Source organism: Chryseobacterium defluvii (genome assembly GCF_014204415.1).
GTDB classification, from domain to species: domain Bacteria; phylum Bacteroidota; class Bacteroidia; order Flavobacteriales; family Weeksellaceae; genus Chryseobacterium; species Chryseobacterium defluvii_A.
This window is the reverse complement of sequence record NZ_JACHLE010000002.1, coordinates 1-20828: the sequence shown is the minus strand read 5'-3', so window position 1 is coordinate 20828 and position 20828 is coordinate 1. Positions and strand designations below refer to the sequence as shown.

The following is a 20828-nucleotide window of genomic DNA, read 5'->3' as shown; positions in this document are numbered from 1 at the left end:
CACTCAACTAAAATATAAAATGAAGATAACAGAACACATAAAAAATGCAAATGGAAAAACATTATTCTCGTTAGAAGTTGTTCCGCCACAAAAAGGAATCGGGATTGAAGACCTCTACAGGAATATAGATCCTTTAATGGAGTTTAAGCCTCCTTTCATTGATGTAACCACCTCCAGGGAAGAATATGTTTATATCGATAAAGGAAACGGTCTGATGGAACGCCGGATCACAAGAATGCGTCCCGGAACATTGGGGATCTGCGCTGCCATTCAGCATAAATATAATGTGGATACCGTCCCTCATTTGCTTTGTGGAGGTTTTACCAAAGAAGAAACAGAATACCTTCTGGTAGATTGTATGTACCTGGGTATTGATAATGTAATGGCACTTCGTGGTGACGCTATGAAAGGGCATCAGTATTTTGAGCCTACTCCGGGCGGGCATGCCAGTGCTATGGACCTGGTTCATCAGATCAATAATTTAGGTCGGGGGAAATACCTTCACGATGAAGGCCAGGAATATGATGAGCATAATAAGTTCTGCATTGGGGTTGCCGGCTATCCGGAAAAACATATCGAAGCCCCGTCTATGAATTATGACCTGAAATGGCTTAAAGAAAAAGTGGATGCCGGAGCAGATTATATTGTAACTCAAATGTTCTTTGACAATAAAAGATTCATAGAATTTGTACAGAAAGCAAGAGAAATGGGGATCACTATCCCTATTATTCCGGGAATTAAGCCGATTGCTACTAAAAAGCACCTGAAACTTTTGCCTCAGGTCTTCAAAATTGACTTACCGGAAGAACTGATCCATGACGTGGAAAAGGCTAAGAATAATGAAGCCGTAAAAGAGATCGGGATAGAATGGGCCATTACCCAATGCCGGGAATTGCTGGATTTCGGAGTGCCTGTTCTTCATTTTTACTCGATGGGTAAAAGTGATAACATTAAAAGAGTGGCTGGGGAATTATTTTAAAAGTAAAAATGATATTTGATTTTGGAGCCTTGTTGTAAAACAAGGCTTTCTATTTTGGGATGTAAAAGAATGCGGCGCGGCCAAAGGCCGCGCCGCATTCTTATATTATTAAGTGCCTTTCAAAAGTTTTTGCCCTGTCAAATACATAACGGTAAGTTGCTAATTTTCTTGTAATAGTGGAGTCAAGACTTTCCGCTATTTTTATCATTTTCGGATTAAAATCCCCGATCCATTGTAGTTCAGTAACTGTAAAATCTGTATTTTTTCTCAAATGCTGGGTTCCTTCCCAGATCATATAGCCGTCAATTCCCTTTTTCTGCCATTCCGGGATGACCCCGAAAACAAGGCCCACCATCTTTTGATTCTTCTTAAACCTTTTATACCATAAGAACTTCAGCTTTTCTACAAGTCCGAATTTTCCGTTCAGATATTTAAACCACTGGTTCAGGTCCGGAATATTCATCCACATGGCAATAGGTTTTTCATGCTCATATACAAACCAGGAAATATGTTCATTGATGATCGGTTTCATGGTTTTGAACATTTTCAGGACCTTGCCTTCTTCCATCTGTTTTCCTCCGCCATGTGATGCCCACGCTTTGTTGTATATTTCCGTGAAATCTTTAGCAAATTTTTCAAGATGATCCTTTTTCATGGGCAGGGCTGAAATAGCAGGATTTCTTCTGTGCTTTTCATGCATGACCGTAAAAACCCTTGATACTTCCCCAAAAACAGGTCTTGAGAAACAAAGCTGCTCAAAATAAATTTTAAAGCCATAGTTTTCAAACAGGTTTACATAATAGGGAAAATTATAGTTCATTCCATATAATGGTTCTATAAAACCCTCAGTAAGTAATCCCCAGAATTTATCCCGTTCACCGAAATTGACAGGCCCGTCCATAGCTTCCATTCCCCTCTCCTGAAGCCATTGCTTGCAATGATCAAAAATAAAATTAGCGGTTTCCTGGTCATTGATGCAGTCAAAAAAACCAATGCCTCCGGTTGGAAGGTTCTGCTTATAAAGCTTGTTTACAAAAACAGCTACTTTTCCTGTTGTTTCATTTTTTTTATTTTTAAACAGGAACCTTTTGCATTCCCCGTTTTTAAAGAATTTATTTTTTTCAGGATTGAAGATATCTTCAATATCTTTGTCTAGAGGTCTGATATAATTCTTGTCATGTTGATAGAGCCGGGATGGGAATTCCAAAAATTCCTTTTTCTGTTTTTCGTTTAGTACTTCTTCAGCAATAATCATAGTTTTACACGAATAGCAGTTGAAAGATAACGTTTTTTAGGTCAAATTAAAATAATCAAAACGGATATTATCCGTATTTTTGTTGCAAAATAAATAAAAATGGTTGATTTTACGGATAACGATGATGATATTTTCACAGGAAAGGAACATACACCTATAAGGGAAAATGCTTTTGATAAATCGCCAGAAGAGAAGATAGAAAAAATTACGGAACTTTTCGGGGAAATTATGTATACATTGGGAATGGATATGACAGATGACTCCCTGAAAGACTCGCCAAGACGTGTTGCCAAAATGTATGTAAACGAAATTTTTGGAGGCCTACTGCCTGAAAACAAGCCGGGAATTTCAACCTTTTCCAATAAATATAAATACCGTCAGATGCTGGTGGAGAAAGATATCACGGTATATTCCTTTTGTGAGCATCATTTTTTACCGATCATCGGGAAAGCACATGTAGCATACATTTCCAATGGAGAGGTGATCGGCCTTTCGAAGATCAACAGAATTGTGGACTATTATGCAAAAAGGCCGCAGGTTCAGGAAAGATTGACGATGCAGGTGGTGGATGCCCTTAAAGAAGCATTGGGAACAAAAGATGTGGCCTGCATTATTGATGCAAAACATCTTTGCGTAAATTGCAGAGGAATTAAAGATACGGCAAGCTCTACGATCACCGCGGAATTAAGCGGTATTTTCAGGACAAACCCTATCACCAGACAGGAATTCCTGCATTATGTGGGAAGCCATGCCAAATTGGATTGATAATTAATTTAATATAAAAAACACACATGATGAATCTGTTTAAATGCTTTTTAGCCCTTATTTTTATTGCTTTACTCTCAGGTTGTAGTAATAGTGGAGATGTAGAGATGATCTCTGAAAATATAAATAATAATAGCAATCCGGTAAATCAGGCTAAATATATCAAATACTATTCTGTTGAAGGATCTACCTACGGGCATTGGGCTTATGACAGCCAGAACAGGCTGATAGAGATGACCGCTTCCGGAAATAAAACCAGTTATACCTATGACAGCCAGGGAAGACTGATCAAAGCAGAGACCTATGCGGAGACAGATCCGGCAAATAAATTTATTGTTTACACCCTGGTATATAATCAGAATATGATTACCATTGAGCAAAAAATTAATTATTCAGGAGTTTTTCTTTCAGAAATTAATGACTATATCATTAACAGTGAGGGTAAACCTGCTAAACAATTAAGGCATGTGAACGGAGGTATTGAAGAAATGGATTTTACCTATCAGAATGGTAACCTGATCCGTAAAGAAAACTCCTATTTAAAATATGAATATACATATGATAATAAAAAAAATGTATATTACCATTATCCAATAGGATTCAGGCTGATTATGAATGATGATTTTGTAAGTGATAATAATATTACCCATATGAAATCCTATGCCTATGGGCAGTTTCTTGAAGATATCCCTTTTGAACTGACTTATGACAATGATGGTTATCTGTTGAGAATTAAAAATAAATACTATACCCAAAACTTTTCATATTAATTATAAGTAATGATAAAATTTAAAAAAATTTCAAGCAGGATTTTTCTCACCACGATTATTTGTTGTGACAGGATTTACCTTAGCTGATTTTTTAATCTTTTAATCATTAAATCTTTTAATTTAAAACAATGCAATTAAAAATATATAACTCGCTTACAGCAGAAAAAGAAATATTCAAACCTGTTTTAGAAGGAAATGTCGGAATGTATGTTTGTGGGCCCACCGTTTACAGCAATGTGCATTTGGGGAATGTAAGAACCTTTCTTTCATTCGATTTTATTTATCGCTCCCTGATGCATTTGGGGTACAAAGTAAGATATGTAAGGAATATTACGGATGCAGGACATCTTACAGATGACGGAAATGTAGATAATGACAGGTTTGTAAAGCAGACCCGTCTTGAAAAGCTGGAACCCATGGAGATCGTACAGAAATATACAGTAGATTTTCATAAAGTTCTGGATATGTTCAATCTTCTGCCCCCGAATATCGAACCTACGGCAACAGGCCATATTGTGGAGCAGATCGAGCTGACACAGAAATTAATTGAAAAAGGGTTTGCCTATGAAAGCAATGGTTCCGTGTACTTTGATGTTCTTGAATACAACAAAAGAGGCTTAAATTACGGTGAGCTTTCAAAACGGAATATCGAAGAGCTTTTCGCCAATACCCGTGACCTTGATGGCCAGGGTGAAAAGAAAAACCCGCAGGATTTTGCCCTTTGGAAAAAAGCATCTCCGGCCCACATCATGAGATGGAATTCGCCTTGGGGAGAAGGATTTCCGGGATGGCACCTTGAATGTACAGCCATGAGTACTAAATATCTGGGTGAGAATTTTGACATCCACGGGGGAGGAATGGACCTGAAGTTCCCGCACCATGAATGTGAGATCGCACAGGGAAAAGCCTGCAATGATGCTGCTCCGGTAAATTACTGGATGCATGCCAATATGCTGACCATGAATGCCCAGCGTATGAGTAAATCTACGGGAAATTATATACTGCCAATGCAATTGGTTACGGGAGAGAACGATTTCTTTGAAAAACCTTTCCATCCGTCAATTGTGCGTTTTTGCTTCCTGCAGGCTCATTACAGAAGTGTCCTTGATATTTCCAATGATGCCATGATCGCCAGCGAAAAAGGCTTTGTCAGGTTGATGGAGGCCGTTAAAGTATTGAATTCCATCACTCCGGATGATGGGAAATCATCAGGTTTCAATCTGGAAGAGTGGAAAAACAAATGTTATGAGGCTTTAACGGATGATTTCAATTCACCTGTCCTGATCGCTCATTTATTTGAGGCCGTAAAATTTATTTTTGCCCTGAACGATGGTAAAGAAACCATTTCAACGAAAGATTGGGAAGAGTTGAGATCTACTCTGAATGCACTGATCTTTGATGTTTTGGGATTACAGACCGTAGAAGAAAACAATAACGAGAAATTAGACCAGACCTTAAAAGTTTTGATCGAGCTGAGAAACCAGGCAAGAAAAGCTAAGAACTTTGAACTTTCAGACCAGATCAGAGATAAGCTGCTTGCAGAAGGCATTGAACTGAAAGACGGAAGAGACGGTACATCTTACGTTTTAAATTAACAGGTAAGATTTAATAATTATAGATCTCCCGCAGATTTTGTAGGTTACCCCAGATATTTTAAACACAATCATCTGCGTAATCTGCAAAATCTGCGGGAGTTTTTTATACACTACTCCTGCTTTTGTCATTCTGGGCAAAGCGAAGAATCTCATCACATTTTCTTTATCAGAACAACAATATTTAAATTAAATTACTATAAATCTTCTTTAAATAGACGTTAATTTTTGTTATCCAATATAAAAAATGTGTAACTTAGTCATATTAAAATGATTGCGAATCTAAAAATCTACTTATTATGAAAAAACATTTATTCCCTTTATTTTTATTGATACTTGGTACGAATGCTCATGCGCAGCAGGATTTTTTTGCCCTTACAGGAAAAGATACCCAAAGTATCGTTTTTAATGATTTTCGTGCTATTGATGTAGCAAACGGTATTTCAGGAGAAAGCATTTTCACTGCCGAATCTTCCCCCAAAGTATTTTCACAGGCCAGGAATTCTTCGGTTACCGAAGATAAAAAAACTTTCAATCATTCCCAGGCCGCTTCAATGGCTGCGCTGGCTTATGATTCGTTCAATAACAGTCTGGTGTACATGCCTATGTATTCTTCCAATATTTATGTTATGAATCCTAAAACCAAGGAGATTACCCTGGTTGAAAATAATGTTTCCAGAGCAACCTCTTGTGATATCAATTCTCATATGACGAGAATGGCGACAGGATATGACGGGAACATTTATGCAATCAATAATGCAGGTACCCAGTTTCTGCAGATCAGCAGAAAGAATAATCAGTATGTTGTTAATGACTTGGGAATCATAAAAGATGACCCTTCCAATGGTAAAAATTCATTTACCGCTATTCAAACAGGTTTTGGAGGAGATCTTGTTGCTGATGCAGATAATAATTTCTATGTTTTCTCAGCTTCCGGGAACGTGTTTAAGGTTTTAACTCAAGAATTAAAGGCGAAATTTGTCGGAAAAATAGCAGGCCTTCCTGAAAACTATTCAGTAAATGGTGCTGCAGTTAATTCCAAAGGAAAAGTAGTGGTCGCAAGTGCCAAAGGAGCCGCTTTATATGAAGTGGATCTGGAAAACCTACAGGCAAAGCAGCTTCCGGGAAGCCTGAATTTACATGTTTATGACCTGGCCAGTAAGTATTTTGCCAATGATAGGGCAGCAGCAGTAAATCCTGTTGCCAATCTTGATATTTATCCGACTAGGGTAGATGAACATTTTATCAATGTAAGGGTTAATGATAAAACAGTAAAAGGAAACCTTAAACTTAGTGTTTATGATATTTCCGGTAAAGATGTGATGAAGCAGAATTTATCAGTGAAAGACGGTTCTCTAGACCAGCAGGTATATCTTAAGAACCTGGTAAGCGGAGCCTATATTGTGAGCATTACTAGCGAGGCAGGAAAAATATTATTGAACAAGAAAATTCTTGTAACGGAATAATCTTTAAATTTGCTAAAAAATAAAACCTTTTCAAGTCTTTGAGAAGGTTTTTTTAATGAATATTTGATATTCAATAAGTTTTGTTTTTCGAGATTAAAATGTATTTTTATAAAAAAATGTAAATGAAATTATACTTTAATATAGGCTACAGTACAAAAGTAGGAGAATCATTGCAATTGGTAATTAATGAAGAAGGTACTGTATCTAAAACCCATCCCATGTTTTACACGGAAAGCGGTTTGTGGAAATGTGAAGTAGACTATTTTTCAAAATCGGTTTCCTATCACTATCAGCTGATTGATGAAAAAAGAAATATAGTAAAGAAAGAATTTGTATCACATCATCTTAATTTTCCCCATAACTATAAGGAATTTATAATTTTTGATGAATGGAATAATAAAAATTTCCCTGAAAACTATCTGAATAATAAGATCCTTCACAACAGGCTCAATCAGTTTACTCCCGAAAAAATTTCAGTTTTAAAAAAGCATACTCATTTATTCAGGATAGAAGCTCCTGTTTACCATCCTGACTGGCAGGTTGTATTATTTGGAAGTACACCATCTTTAGGAAATTGGGAGTATGAAAAAGCGATCCATATGTCCCGGACAGATTTCGGGATCTGGGAAGCATCTGTTGAAATTCCCGAGAATGAGTTTATTCAATACAAGTATTGTCTCTACGATAAAAATGAAGGCAAAATCATCGATGTGGAAACAGGAGAAAACAGGTTTACCCTGCCTAATCCGATGAAGGATGTTTTACAGATTGTTTCCAATCATTATTTCAGATTCAAGGCATATCAGCTTTACCATGATGCAGGAGTGGCTGTCCCCGTATTTTCTTTGAGAAGTAGTGAGGGTTTCGGGGTAGGTGAATTTTCAGATATGAAAAAGCTTGCTGAGTGGGCAAAAGAAACCAATCTGGGAATTGTCCAGATCCTTCCGATCAACGACACAACGGCCAATTATTCATGGACGGATTCATATCCTTATGCAGCAGTTTCCGTCTATGCACTTCACCCGCAGTATATTTCTCTCGAAAACCTTGATTTTTCATTACCTATAGATTTAGTTGAAGAATATCAGTCTGAAAAAGAAGAATTAAATGCCCTTGATCAGATTGATTATGAAAAAATGATTTTCGGAAAATGGAAATACCTGAAAGCCGTTTTTAATGCTGAAAAAGATAAAATTTATAAAGACAGAGGCTTCAAAAAATTTATTAAAGACAGCGAAGAATGGCTGATCCCTTATTCGGCATTTTGCGTGTTGAGGGATAAATATAAAACTCCAAATTTTAATGACTGGAAGACCCACAAAAAATATATTGCGGGGAAAATTTCACCATTCTTTTCTGCAAAAAGCAAGGATTATGATGCTTCCATGCTGCATGCCTGGGTGCAGTTCCAGCTTCATAAGCAACTGAAAGAAGCTATAGATTATACCCATAGTCTGGGTGTTTCCGTAAAAGGAGACCTCCCGATTGGCATTTACAGGTATTCTGTAGAAGCTTGGACAGAGCCGGAACTCTTCGGAATGGATTTCCAGGCCGGGGCACCACCCGATCAGTTTACGGAATTGGGGCAGAACTGGGAATTCCCTACCTATAACTGGGAAGCCATGAAAGAAGACGATTACCGATGGTGGAAAAACAGGTTCAAAGCATTAGAGCAGTACTTTGATGCTATGAGAATAGACCATATTTTAGGCTTTTTCAGGATCTGGAGAATGCCAATTTCTGCAACACAAGGGATTTTAGGATATTTTTATCCGGCGGTTCCGGTGGTTTCTGATGAATTTAAAGCATGGCACATTCCGTTTGGCTATGACAGGTACTGTAAGCCGTTTATCAATGATCAGATCCTGTGGAACTATTTTGGGGAAAACAGCAGAAGTGCCCTTGAATTTATCACTAATAATCATAACGGAACCTATTCCTTTAAAGAGGAATTCGATACCCAGAGGAAATTAACGGATTTCTTTAAGAAAAATCCACGCGGCCCTATTGAAGAGCAGTTGATTTCTCTCTGTGCCAATGTCCTGTTTTTAACGGAAGAAAGAAACGGCGAAACAGTATATCATCCAAGGTTTAATGTATATAATACAGATTCCTATAAATATTTGTCGGACTGGGAGAAGAAAACTATCTACGATCTGTATCACGATTATTTCTTCAGAAGACAGGACCATCTCTGGTATGAAAAAGCCATGGAGAAACTTCCGATGATCTTAAATGCTACACAAATGCTGATCTGTGGCGAAGATTTAGGGCTGGTTCCTACCTGTGTACCTGTCGTAATGGACGAACTGGCTATTGTTGCACTGAAAGTTCAGCGTATGCCTTCAGAAGATATTCCGTTTTATAACCCTAAGAACGCAGACTACCTGAATGTGGTTACTGCTTCATCTCATGACAGCTCAACCCTGAGACAGTGGTGGAAAGAAGACGCTGCATTAACGCAGAAATATTTTAACCAGCAGTTGGTGCAATATGGAAGATCACCGGAAGAGCTGGATTCTCATCTGGCTGAGATCATCATGAAGCAGCACCTTTATAATGATGCAATGCTGGCTATTTTCCCTATTCAGGAATTCCTGGCTACGGATAAAAAACTTACCAATAAGAATATGGATCTTGAAAGGATTAATAATCCTGCGGTGTTTCCGCATTACTGGCGATACAGGATGCACCTGAAGCTGGAGGATCTGAAAAATGAAAAATCCTTTAACGAAAAGATCGCAGACTGGGTTAAAGATAGTGGAAGATTGTAAATTTAACACTTGATTATCAATTAGTTAATTGTTTTTTAAAAGAAGTTAATCAAAAAGATTTAACTTCTTTTTTTTATTCATATCAAAAAGACAGAATAGAGATATTCGACTATATATTAACCAATTAACGACTATAGAAATGAAAAAAATATTTTTGGGATTTGCATTATGTATGGCGACTTTATCGTTTGCTCAGCAATATCCAAACAACGGTTGGGGTGATGACGGTTATAATGATGGGTATTATAGTGATGATGATGACAGAAGCTATTTCCCGGATGATTATTATTATAACTATCCTCAGGATTACTATCCGGGCGATTATTATCAAAATAATTATAACGATTACAGGAACAGTATCGTGAGTATCAACTGGAATGTATTCTTCGCTCAAAACAGGCTAAACCGTTGGCAGATAGATCAGATATTACGATTAAATAATTTATATATCAGCTTTTCTTCCTGGAATAACTTCTACAGGTTTAATCCGGACAGATGGTATTACGACAGATTCTATGCGTTGGAAAGAATTTTAGGCCCAAGGGTGTTTGTTGTTTTCCAAAACAATTATTACCACGGATACAGCCCGGTAATTTATTTCCAGAATTACAGAAGGACTCATTATGCTTCCATTTGCAGGCCTATGCCGCGTTACAGAAATGTGAACATCAATGTGTACAGGGTAGACAGAAATAAATTCCGTCGTGCGGATAATCCGACTCTGAATATTGTAAGACGCGATACCGGAGGTTTCAGGGGAAATAATGATAACAATTCCGGTTTCCGCGGACAGCAGGATAATGGAGTGAGAAATAATAATTCAGGTGGTTTCCGTAATTCTGATAACAATGGAGTAAGAAATAGCGATGGGTTCAGAGGGAATAGAGGAAATGCAGACAATAATGGAGGTTTCAGGGGAAATAATGGGATTAGAAGAAGTGAAGAAATCAGAAGAGATGCGCCAAGGAGAGAAGTTAACAACGGATTCAGAAGCAGTGAGGGCTCCAGACAAAGAAGAGAAAGCACTCCGAGAATTCAGAATGCCCCGAAACAGAATAATGGAAGTGAAGGCAGAGGAAGCGGATTCAGACAAAGATTAGTGAATAATTAATATTTTCATATATTATATTTAAGTGGTGTGAAGGACAGATTCTAGAGATCTGTCCTTTTTTTGTTTTGTAATTGTGTTTTTTGTATAAAAAATTAACATTTTTTATGAATATTTTCATTTAACTTCTGTTTTGTTTAATAATCAAAAAGATGTAAAACAATTAATTAAATATTTTTAAACATGAAAAAATTAGTTTTAGCAATAGCAATTATCGGATTCGGAAGCTTTGCAATGGCACAACAGACCACACCACAGGACAAACAGGCAAAAAGAGCTGAGATGCAGCAAAAAATGCAGCAAAAGCAGCAGGAACATTTAGCGCAGATGCAGAAAGATCTAAATCTGAACCAAAGACAGGTGGAGCAGATAAAAGCTCTTCATGAGCAAAAAAAAGCAGAAAGGCAGGCTGATTTTGAAAAGAATAAGGAACAAAGACAAGCCAAGATGGAACAGATGAAAGCAAAAAGAGCACAAATGGATGCTGAAATGAAGCAGATCCTGACTCCGGAACAATACGATAAGTGGCATGCTGACAGAAAAGCTAAAATGGAGCAGAGAAAGGGAATGATGAAAGACAGAAAGATGAAGAGATCAATGCACACACTGCCTCCGGAAGCTAAATAACAGTTTGTAATTTTGATTTTTTTTAATGTGAGAAGGGCGGAAGTAATTCCGCCCTTTTTATATTAAATTTCCTTAAATCTTTTGAATTCGGGGTTTATTTCCGTAATTTTGGATATAATTTTTTATTATGATAAGTGAAAAAATTGCAAAATTAATTAATGAACAAATAGCCCACGAACAGTACGCTGCACAATATTATCTTTCCATGTCTGCATGGTTTTCCGGAAAAGACCTTGACGGAATTGCTAATTATTTCAGAGTGCAAAGCAAAGAGGAATTGATGCATGCAGATAAAATGTTCGACTATTTAAACGATGTAGGCGGCGAAATTATTCTCGGAGAAATTTCTAAACCTCCACATGAATTCGAGAATGCGATAGATATTTTTGAAAAAGCATTGGAACATGAGAGAAAAGTAACCAAAAGTATTTTCAATATTGTTAAAAATGCTAATGATGAAGGGGATTTCGCGACAACCTCCTTTTTGCAGTGGTTCATCAACGAGCAGGTAGAAGAAGAGGCAAGTGCATCCCAATACGTTACCAAGATTAAAATGGTTTGTGATAATCCTTCTGCATTATATCTTTTTGACCAGGAATTGGCACAGAGGGTTTTCAATCCGGTTGTGGGAGCTTAAATATTAAATTATATAGTGTAAACAGTTTCGGCGGAGCCAAAGGCTCCGCCGAAACTGTTTACAAATAAATAAGCTGTGTCCTGATCACTTTTCTTCCCAGGCTTTCAAGCACTTTTTTATAGTTTTCTATTTGCCTGTCATTCTTCTCAGAAATTTCACCGGTTTTGAAATCTACAATAATATATCCTTCATTGCTTTTCAGAATCCTATCCGGCCTGTAAATTCTGCTTTCGCCGTTTTCGGAGATCATGATATCTTTTTCATTGATTACTTCCCACTTTTCGTCGAAATATTCGGCGTAAGTTGAAACGATTTGCAATAAGGTTTCCCGTATCTCATTTTGTTCTTCTGTGGTGATCTGTCCCTCCAGAACGTAGCTTTCCAATACCTTTGCGATATCCTTTTCTGTATTGATCTTTGATAGTAGTTCATGCACAAAAAGACCGATTCTCACTTTTTCATTCCGTACCTGATAGTTTTTGGAGGGTGTGGCGATCTTTATGGAAGTATTTTTCTCATCAATATTTTTCAGATTGCGGATATCTTTTGTTTTAAAAGAGGAAGCAGCATCTTCCGACTGCTTTTTCAGGATCTCAGGACTTACATCATAGAGATCAAATTCATCGGCGTTTTCCGTATTTTTAGCCTGAAGAAACTCCAGCAGTTCAAGATTGTTTGAAGTTTTATTAGCTTTTTGAAGATAGAAAAATAACTGCTCAACAGGTCTGGTAGTCGCTACATATTGCAGGCATAACCTGTCGACAAGATTTTTATAAGAGTTTTGCCGGTTAAACTTTCCGATCTCTTCATCATAAGCCTCCAGATTCTTGCTGAATTGGTTAATGTTCACTGATTTCAATGCATCGGATTCATTGGTTTCAAACCAGTTGGTAAACTCACTGTCGCGGTTTTTATTCATCATTGGAATAAAGACGACAGGAAATTCCAGTCCCTTGGCCTTATGGATAGTCATGATCTGAATCGCATCCACATTTTCCGAAGCTTGAATTGTATAGGCAGAAGCTTCCTCATCCCAGTATTTTAAGAACTCCTTCGTACTGGCACCTGCATTTTGAGTGAAATTGAAAAGCATTTCCAGGAAATTCAGAAGAAAATCGGTCTCTTTATTTTCAAAAGCAAATTCATTAATATAATATTCCACAAAATTATACAAATTGAACCTTGGGAAATTGTCTTGTTTAAGCTGTAAAGAATACTCAGACCGGATGAATTTAAGGATCTCTTCATGATGCCCGATTTCCAGAATTTTACTCATTTCCAGTGTAAAGTCATTCATTGTAATCCTGCCGGATCTGTTAAGATGATACATCATCATAATGAGATGAGGTTTGTTTTTAGGATTAGCTTCCCATTTCAGGAATTCAATTACGGCTTGTATGGTATTGGAGAGCTCCAGGGTCAGGCCTTTTTCGGAAATAGTTTTAATATTGGTTTCTTCTCCTCTGTAATTCACCTTAAGGGTTCCCAGCTTTTGAGAGTAGCTGAAAATATCGAAATTTCCGCGGCAGAGGATTGTAATATCAGAAAACCGGAAACCATTATCAAGGCATTCCTGGATATCTTTCCGCATTTTTTCAGAAGTATCGCTGTAGAAATCTTCATTGGTGAGGTTTTCAATAAGATTTACCCTTACTCTTCCTTCAATCTTCGATTTAGGGTTTTGTTCAGCATCTGTTCCGAAGATATTTTTGTGCTCTTCTTCTAAAATATCAGAATGAAATTTGTAAAGTTCATTATTGAATCTTACAATATTTTTAGCGCTTCGCCAGTTATCCTTTAAAACAAGAAGCTCAGCTTCTTTAGGAGAAATTTCCTTTTTATTGATGATATCCAGCATCAGTTTGCTTTCGCCACCCCGGAACCGGTAAATACTCTGTTTCGGATCTCCTACCAATGTGAAGGATGTATTTTCCGTCGAAACGCTGTGATCCCTTAACGGAATGAAATTTTGCCACTGTAGTTCCGAAGTATCCTGAAACTCATCAAAAAAATAATGCCGGAACTGGGAACCCACTTTTTCGTAAATAAAAGCTGAAGGCTCATTCCTGAGATTTTCATTGATCAGGATATTGAATTTTGAAAGCAGAACCAGGTCATTTTCTTCCTCAATTTTTCGTAACTCATCCTGAATGTCCTTATTTACTTTTAACGGAAGAAGTGCTGATAAAATCTTTTCCTTTTTCTGGGTTTCAATATATAAAAAGATCAGTTGCATCCTGTTTTCAAGCAATTGATCCAGGATTTCAAAGATTTCTGATTCTTTATTTTTAGACTTTGCAGAAGCCCCTTTCCTATAATTGTTTACAACTGTCTCTTCCTGCGTAGTCGGAAAAGGAAATCCGGTTCTTTTCTGGTCATAAAAATCAGTGACCTTCATGAAAAAACCACCAATTCCGTTTTTGCCCTGTGCAAAATCTTCAATATCCAGATTTCTTGATTTGAAAAGTTCAATGGATTGTATGGCAAGTTCTGCAGATTGTTTTTTGTTCAATATGATCTCTTTCCGGATCTCGTTCTTTATATTTTCATAGCTGGCATCATCAAAACCTTTATTACTTTTCAGGTATTCGTAATGAATATCCTTTACAAACTCTTTGGCAGAGCCGTAAAGGTTTTTGTTTAAATTGATCCGTTCATTGTTTTCAAGGCTGTAATCTACGTAATCCATAAAAGAATTGGAGATCACATCATTTTCCCCGATCTGATCCAGCATTTTATCCACGGCTTCAATCAGAAAAGGTTCCGCTTCGATCTCAAGGTTGAAATTCTTGGCCAGTCCCAACTCATAAGAAAAGCTTCTTACCAGACGGGAATTGAACCGGTCTATCGTACCGATATTTAAGGTGGAATAATTATGGAGAATATAATCCAATAGCTTTTTGGAACGGATATGCAGCTCATCTATGGTGATCCTTAAACCTTCTGCTTCAAATGCTTTTTGGATATTCTTTAAATCGTTATTGTCTGCAAAAGTTTCCTTTGAAAAATCTCCCAGCCAGGATAATATCCTTTCCTTCATTTCATTGGCGGCTTTGTTGGTAAAAGTAAGGGCCAGTATATTCCTGATCGTATGTTGCTGATTAGGATAACGAAGACAGATCATCAAAAGCCTCTGAACCAGGGCATAGGTTTTCCCCGAACCCGCAGAAGCATTGATCACTGTATAGGAATTTTGCATTTTCAGAACGAATTAACACTGCAAGTTAGTTAAATTTTAAATGAGATTTTAACAATTTCGAGAGGCTATTTAACAAATTTAGAAATAGAAATTCTAAAAAAAATCCTAAAACAAGTTAACTCTGGTTAAACTTATGTCACAATTTAAAAATAACTTTAGTTTTGCTTTTATAAAAAACTATCTGTGAAGCTTAAATTATTTTTTCTTTTTTCCTTTTTCTTCTTCATCAGCATCAATGCCCAGGACTATATTTTTGGTAAAGTAGTCTCCGAAGGCCATCTTGAAATGCCGGATGTTACAGTAATTAATATCAGAACCGATGAAAGGGTGGCGACCAACAAGGACGGACATTTTATGATCTCCGGAAGACAGGGGGATGAACTTCGTTTTGTAAAATCAGGCTATGAAAGATCTGCTAAAAAAGCAAGTACTGATGCACCATTAAATGTTACTCTTACCAGAGCTGCAACCCTGATTCAAGAAGTAGAAATCAAGCAGGGACTGACCGGTGACCTGAAAATTGATTCAAAAAATATGAACAGGCCTAAAAAAGTTGAAAAACTGATCAAAGACCTGGACCGCTATATCGCCCAGAAATCTGACCCGAGGGTTTTGGCTGCAAGGCCCGGAGAATTTGTACAGCCTGTTACAAAAGGAACCTTTAGTTTAGGGAAAGTTAAAAATAAATGGGATGATGTGGATCTTATGAGCCATCTTATCAGTGCTTTGGGACCACAATATTTCGAAGATCTAAAAATTGAAAAATCCCAGATCCAGCATTTTATTTACTATATTTTTGCAGGCGGTTTTGAACGGAAGACCATTTTGAAATACGGATATTGCAGTGATGCTGACCTGATGAGATTTCAAAGGGCAGTCCTGACCAGAATCTCTACTTACAAGGCTCCACAGGCTTCAAAATAATAGTATGAAAAGTTGGATTATTAAAAGCCTTTTAGTGAGCTTGTGCTTTTCATTTACCGGGTTATTTTCACAGCAGAGAATTAAAGGAAAAGTGATGAGTGAGAATGATATGGTCATAACTTCTGTTCTGGTGGTGAATGTCTCTAACGGTAAAAGTGTCTATAATGATTCTTCCGGGGAATTTATGATAGAAGGATCCGGGAATGATGAATTACGTTTTATAAAAAAAGGCTACGAAAGAGTAGTAAGAAAAGTTTATGGTACTGACATTCCGGTTAATGTTATCTTACAGCGGATTCCGGAAGAAATAGAAGAGGTGGAAATTCTGAAACTTACGGGCGACCTGAAGAAAGACTCCAAAAGACTTACGAAAGAAGATAAGGTAGCCAAACTTCAAAAGGATATAGGATTGCCCAGACCACCGGAAGTAATGCGGGAAAAAGCCCCGGAACTAAAAGATGTCCTTCTTTCAATAGGAACAGTTTTAACTTTTGATATTGATGCCATATATAAATTAATAAGCGGTGATGCCAGAAGAATGAAAAACCTCTATAAATATGAAGACTCACAGCGAAATATGAAATGGATCATTGATAGGACGGATGCTCAGTATTTTCTTGATCAGGGGATTCCTGAGGGAAAAATCAAAGAATTTATACAATATGCTTTTACTGAAAATCCTCATATTTTACCTTTCGTTAAAAAAAAGAATATTGACGGTGCCTTGTTTGAAATGGAAAAAACCATTCCTAAATATGTGGAAAGATTAAAAGTTAAAAATCCTTAACAAGCGTTAATGAAATCTTAAAATCTTGGAATAAAAATTGATATATTAGTTTCATTGAAAAAATAAAATATTAATTTTTAATCAATCAAATTCGCAAATTTTATGAATAAAAGTATCATTGCCATAGCAATTGCCGCCTTGGGTTTTGTTATTGGTCTCGGACTTCTCGGGAACGCCATCAAGAACAGGAATAGATCTGAAAATACCATTTCTGTAACGGGTCTGGGGACTAAACAGTTTACTTCTGACCTGATCACCTGGTCCGGAAGTTTTTCCAAGAATAATTTCGATTTAAAATCAGCTTATGATGAATTGGCTGTTGACAGAAAGATCATCAACGATTATCTTATATCCAAAGGCATCAGACAAAACGAAATCGTATTTTCTTCCGTAGATATTCAGAAGCAGTTCAGAAGTTATACGGATTCCAACGGGAATTATGTGCAGGGTGAATTTTCGGGTTATAATCTGACCCAGAAGGTCTCTATTGAAAGTAAAGAGGTAGGTAAAATTGAAAATCTTTCCAGAAATATTACGGAGATCATCAACCGTGGAATAGAGTTTACTTCTTCCTCTCCCAGCTATTTTTACACGAAGTTGGCGGGTGTAAAGCAGGAAATGATTGCTGCAGCAACAAAAGATGCTAAAGAGCGTGCAGAAAAGATCGCAGAAAATTCCGGAAGCAGCCTGGGAAAACTTAAAAAAGCGACCATGGGGGTTATTCAGATAACAGCTCCCAATTCTAACGAAGATTATTCTTATGGCGGGACCTTTAATACATCTTCTAAAGAAAAGGAAGCAAGTATTACGATCAAATTAGAATATGAAGTAAATTAAAATACTCTGACAGATTGAGCAGGCTATACAACGTAAACATCTACGTAATCTGCGAGAGAAAATTTAGAAATAAATCGGAGCTCCTGACTTATATATTAATGATAAACAATATCGTAAATCTCCTCTTTTACTTCCTTTAAATTCGTAGGATGATAATTGGCCAGCAGCCAAAGATCCAAAGGCTTTTTTCCTTCACCGTAGCTTGGCTGTACATACGTTTCATCGATAAGACTGAAGCCGTTTTTCTGATAAAATGAATAGCGCCTTTTAGCATCATCTCCTGAATGTTCAGGCTCAATTTCTAAAATGATCCGTGGAAAATTTTTAAATAAATAGCCGGTAATATGAGACCCAAGTTTCTGGCTCCTGAATTCGGCAAACACTTCAAAATGTTCCACAAAAATATGATTGCTGAGTTCCCAGATGATGAGATATCCGATATTTTTGGATTCATGCAGGACAGAGATGATCCGGGCACTGGGGTTTGATAAAATTTCTATAAACTGATACCAGTCTCTTCTTTCGTCCTCAGGAAAAGTGGTACTATAGGAGTTGTATATTTCCTGTATTCTGTAGTCATCCGGAGAAGTGATCTGTAAAAATTCCATAACTATAAATCAAAAACGCTTGGCCTTCTGGTAATAAAGATATCCTTGATCCATAAAATAAATGCCAGGCCAAGATAGATCAGGAAGAAAAATCCTGCTGTTGCAAAAGTGGAATAAATAAAAAAGATCCTTAGTTTAGACACAGGAATCCCTAATTTGGCTCCCATTCTGGTAAGAACACCAAACCATTCCCTTTCCATTTTGTGACGAATGTTGTCAAGCATTTGAAGATCCTTTTAAAAGTTTAAATCCGATACTGCAATTTAAGCAATTTTTTTCTTTACAGCTATGGGTATATTGATAAATCAAACTCTGACTTTCCAGAGCATTGTTAACCTTTAATCCCAGTTTTTTCCATTGATCAATCACTGAATTTTTTTCTGAAGGAATACTTTTATAAAATTCCAGGATCTCACCGGCAATTTCTTCGTTATGATACCTGTGATAAGTATATTTTAATGGGAGAACGGTATTTAGAATGACAAGCTCAATAAAATCTTTGCTAAGGATTTTAGGCTGATCTGTTTTTGAAATCTTTCCGAAGTTGAAATGGTTGTTCCAATATTCCGAGGCTTTTACGTTTTCAAAAACATTAAACAATTCAGCAGAGTTCTTCGCATGAATTATTTTTGAAAACAGGTTTTGGTGCCGGTAAAGATCTGCTAATTGTGACAAACGGATGGTTGGGAAATTAGGAGGCCTTAATCTCAAAAATTTAGGATGGAATTTAACGTCAGAGATGTTAAACTTAGCTTTTATAAACTCAAATTCTCTTTTCCATATCTGCATTTGATGATCAGCCGGATTTTCAAGCCAGCCTGAGGTTCCGAATAATAAAGCCTCTAACTGGGTTTTATTTTGCCGGATCTTGTTGATGATACTAAAATCAATACTTTCTGCAAGCTGCCTGAAAATCAAAGCATTTACTTTCAGCCCGAAAGAGTAGGCGAGGCTATGGAATAAAACCGCTTCAAAATTATTTTTATGCTGTTTGAGGTCTTTCTCGAGTTCAGAAGATTTTTCATCCAGCTTTTTCAGAACATTTTCTTCATGAAGGTTGGCAGGAATCTTATTCTTATCGAAAATACTCTCACAGGGAATAAATTGGGTTTCATTAGCCATTTTTTCATATCTCGACAGAATACTTTGATCAATAAAGTGTTTTAGCTCCAGGGTCGGAATATGCTGGTCTTTGAATTCATTGATTTCCATATCATGCTGGAAAACAACATGCAGGATAATGTTTTCATAATTAGGGTCTTTGGAATGATTGTGGAAGATCCAGTCGGAGGATTTTATATGAAGCTCTATATTTCCTGCTATAATTACATCATTGATCTTTATTTTTGCCAATAAGAAATCCGGCCCGGCATCTGTATTCCATTTCCCGAAATTTAAGATCTCAACGGGATTTCCTTCAATATCCTTGAAGTCAAAATTTTTGAAAACTTTAAAGTTCCAAAGATATTGAAGCAGTTTTTCCGTCATAAGTGTGTAAACAAATATAAAAATATAAAAGGTATAATTACAATTTATGTAAACGTTTCCAACCTTTCGATAAAAATTTACTTTAAAAATGTATTTTGGGGGATATAAATGTTGGCCATAAAAAAGTTCTTATTCCTAGGTTTGAAACATTACCAATCTTTCCGTAATATTCCTGAAAGGTTTTTTAGTTCCCTTATATTTTTGTTTTTTGCTTTCTGGTATCAAGAGGTTATAAATTATGCAGGTTTGGTTAAATCTTATAACTCACACCCATTCTGAAACTTGAAGATCAAAATTTAAAATACAAACCAAATTGTAGTATTATTAAAAACATTTTTTAGTCAGCAATAAGAATAATCAAGTAAAAAAGGAAGTCGTCTTTTTGGTTTTTATAAAAAATTATCATTTTTATGGAGAATATTGCTTAAAGTTAAAGTCATTGTCATAAGGATTTGTGTTTGGGTTAATGTGTTGTTTTTTAAATACATATATCTGTTGAATTTATAACATACATTACAAATTTATAAATTTGTAATGTATTTCATTTCATCAGGTTTTAAGTTTAGCATAGATTTGAACCTGATTTATGAGAGTAATTAAAACAGCCTCTTTTTGATTAAAATTCTAAAAATAAAATGATGAAAAAAAATTACTTCAGTGTATTTTTCATGTGCACATTTCTGAATGTATCAGCTCAGGAAATTTTCTGGCAGAAAGACATCAGCTCCGGTACTCAGGATTTTTTAAGCCAGGTTACTACTACGATTGATCATCAGTATCTTGTTACGGGAAGTTCCATTCAGACTGGAAGTCAGAAGATGGGGGCAGGAAGTTCCACATTAGGCTCTCAACCCTCAACCCTCAACTCTACCCAAAACAACGGTTATGATTTCCACTTGGTAAAACTCAATCAGCAGGGCGAAGAGGTTTGGGGAAAATACCTTTCAGGACAAAATCATGATTTTCTCGCGACAACAATAGCTACTCAGGAAGGCGGTTTTCTTTTAGCAGG

Annotated in this window: 17 protein-coding genes and 1 pseudogene; 13 read left to right on the top strand and 5 right to left on the bottom strand. The window is 36.6% G+C overall.

All coding sequences use genetic code 11. The features are described from left to right. The first annotated feature begins 19 nt into the window (after positions 1-19). Entirely contained in the window at positions 20-979 is a 960-nt protein-coding gene (gene metF / locus HNP38_RS08510; RefSeq protein WP_184187757.1) for a methylenetetrahydrofolate reductase [NAD(P)H], read from the top strand. Between the two features lie 100 nt (positions 980-1079). On the opposite strand, the gene HNP38_RS08505 is transcribed toward metF, so the two are convergent. Continuing rightward, positions 1080-2234: a hypothetical protein gene (locus tag HNP38_RS08505; protein WP_184187755.1), complete on the bottom strand. Its 1155-nt coding sequence runs from the start codon at positions 2232-2234 to the stop codon at positions 1080-1082. Between the two features lie 99 nt (positions 2235-2333). Here HNP38_RS08505 and folE point away from each other — a divergent pair, with 99 nt between their 5' ends. The 8 genes from folE to HNP38_RS08465 all read left to right on the top strand — a co-directional run bounded on the left by folE (position 2334) and on the right by HNP38_RS08465 (position 11973). Further along, positions 2334-2999 carry a GTP cyclohydrolase I FolE gene (gene folE, locus HNP38_RS08500; RefSeq protein ID WP_184187752.1) on the top strand — a complete coding sequence of 222 codons (666 nt, stop codon included), beginning with the start codon at positions 2334-2336 and terminating at the stop codon, positions 2997-2999. 26 nt (positions 3000-3025) lie between these two features. After that, entirely contained in the window at positions 3026-3769 is a 744-nt protein-coding gene (locus HNP38_RS08495) for an RHS repeat domain-containing protein (RefSeq protein WP_184187748.1), read from the top strand. A 128-nt stretch (positions 3770-3897) separates the two neighbouring features. Further along, complete coding sequence (cysS, locus tag HNP38_RS08490) at positions 3898-5364, top strand: cysteine--tRNA ligase (protein ID WP_184187745.1); 1467 nt, start codon at positions 3898-3900, stop codon at positions 5362-5364. A gap of 296 nt (positions 5365-5660) precedes the next feature. Further along, the gene (locus HNP38_RS08485; RefSeq protein ID WP_184187742.1) at positions 5661-6827 is read left to right on the top strand and encodes a T9SS type A sorting domain-containing protein; all 1167 of its coding nucleotides are present in this window, start codon (positions 5661-5663) and stop codon (positions 6825-6827) included. A gap of 122 nt (positions 6828-6949) precedes the next feature. Next, positions 6950-9601: a 4-alpha-glucanotransferase gene (locus HNP38_RS08480; protein WP_184187740.1), complete on the top strand. Its 2652-nt coding sequence runs from the start codon at positions 6950-6952 to the stop codon at positions 9599-9601. Between the two features lie 139 nt (positions 9602-9740). Continuing rightward, entirely contained in the window at positions 9741-10712 is a 972-nt protein-coding gene (locus tag HNP38_RS08475) for a hypothetical protein (protein ID WP_184187737.1), read from the top strand. 180 nt (positions 10713-10892) lie between these two features. Next, a complete protein-coding gene (locus tag HNP38_RS08470; protein WP_184187734.1) occupies positions 10893-11336 on the top strand; it encodes a hypothetical protein in 444 nt (147 codons plus the stop codon). A 127-nt stretch (positions 11337-11463) separates the two neighbouring features. Continuing rightward, positions 11464-11973, top strand: coding sequence for a ferritin (locus tag HNP38_RS08465; RefSeq protein WP_184187731.1), 510 nt, complete (start codon positions 11464-11466; stop codon positions 11971-11973). Between the two features lie 58 nt (positions 11974-12031). Here the strand turns inward: HNP38_RS08465 and HNP38_RS08460 are convergent, their stop codons facing one another. Beyond that, on the bottom strand, positions 12032-15172 hold the full coding sequence (locus tag HNP38_RS08460; RefSeq protein WP_184187728.1) for a UvrD-helicase domain-containing protein: 3141 nt from the start codon (positions 15170-15172) through the stop codon (positions 12032-12034). A 183-nt stretch (positions 15173-15355) separates the two neighbouring features. Here HNP38_RS08460 and HNP38_RS08455 point away from each other — a divergent pair, with 183 nt between their 5' ends. From HNP38_RS08455 to HNP38_RS08445, 3 genes are all read left to right on the top strand, one after another. After that, positions 15356-16096: a carboxypeptidase-like regulatory domain-containing protein gene (locus HNP38_RS08455; protein WP_184187725.1), complete on the top strand. Its 741-nt coding sequence runs from the start codon at positions 15356-15358 to the stop codon at positions 16094-16096. 4 nt (positions 16097-16100) lie between these two features. Beyond that, positions 16101-16883 (top strand): carboxypeptidase regulatory-like domain-containing protein, encoded by a 783-nt coding sequence (locus HNP38_RS08450; RefSeq protein ID WP_184187722.1) that lies wholly within the window; start codon positions 16101-16103, stop codon positions 16881-16883. A 102-nt stretch (positions 16884-16985) separates the two neighbouring features. Beyond that, positions 16986-17720, top strand: a complete 735-nt coding sequence (locus tag HNP38_RS08445; RefSeq protein ID WP_184187720.1) for an SIMPL domain-containing protein — start codon at positions 16986-16988, stop codon at positions 17718-17720. Between the two features lie 95 nt (positions 17721-17815). Here the strand turns inward: HNP38_RS08445 and HNP38_RS08440 are convergent, their stop codons facing one another. The 3 genes from HNP38_RS08440 to HNP38_RS08430 are packed head-to-tail and all read right to left on the bottom strand — an operon-like array spanning position 17816 to position 19816. Then, positions 17816-18328: a GNAT family N-acetyltransferase gene (locus tag HNP38_RS08440; protein ID WP_184187717.1), complete on the bottom strand. Its 513-nt coding sequence runs from the start codon at positions 18326-18328 to the stop codon at positions 17816-17818. A gap of 2 nt (positions 18329-18330) precedes the next feature. Further along, positions 18331-18552 carry a PspC family transcriptional regulator gene (locus HNP38_RS08435; protein ID WP_184187714.1) on the bottom strand — a complete coding sequence of 74 codons (222 nt, stop codon included), beginning with the start codon at positions 18550-18552 and terminating at the stop codon, positions 18331-18333. Next, complete coding sequence (locus HNP38_RS08430) at positions 18545-19816, bottom strand: DUF2851 family protein (protein ID WP_184187711.1); 1272 nt, start codon at positions 19814-19816, stop codon at positions 18545-18547. The genes HNP38_RS08435 and HNP38_RS08430 overlap by 8 nt, the downstream gene beginning before the upstream one ends. 638 nt (positions 19817-20454) lie before the next feature. Between HNP38_RS08430 and HNP38_RS08425 the strand changes: the two are divergent. After that, positions 20455-20828 (top strand): annotated as a pseudogene (locus HNP38_RS08425) (T9SS C-terminal target domain-containing protein); the annotation flags it as partial.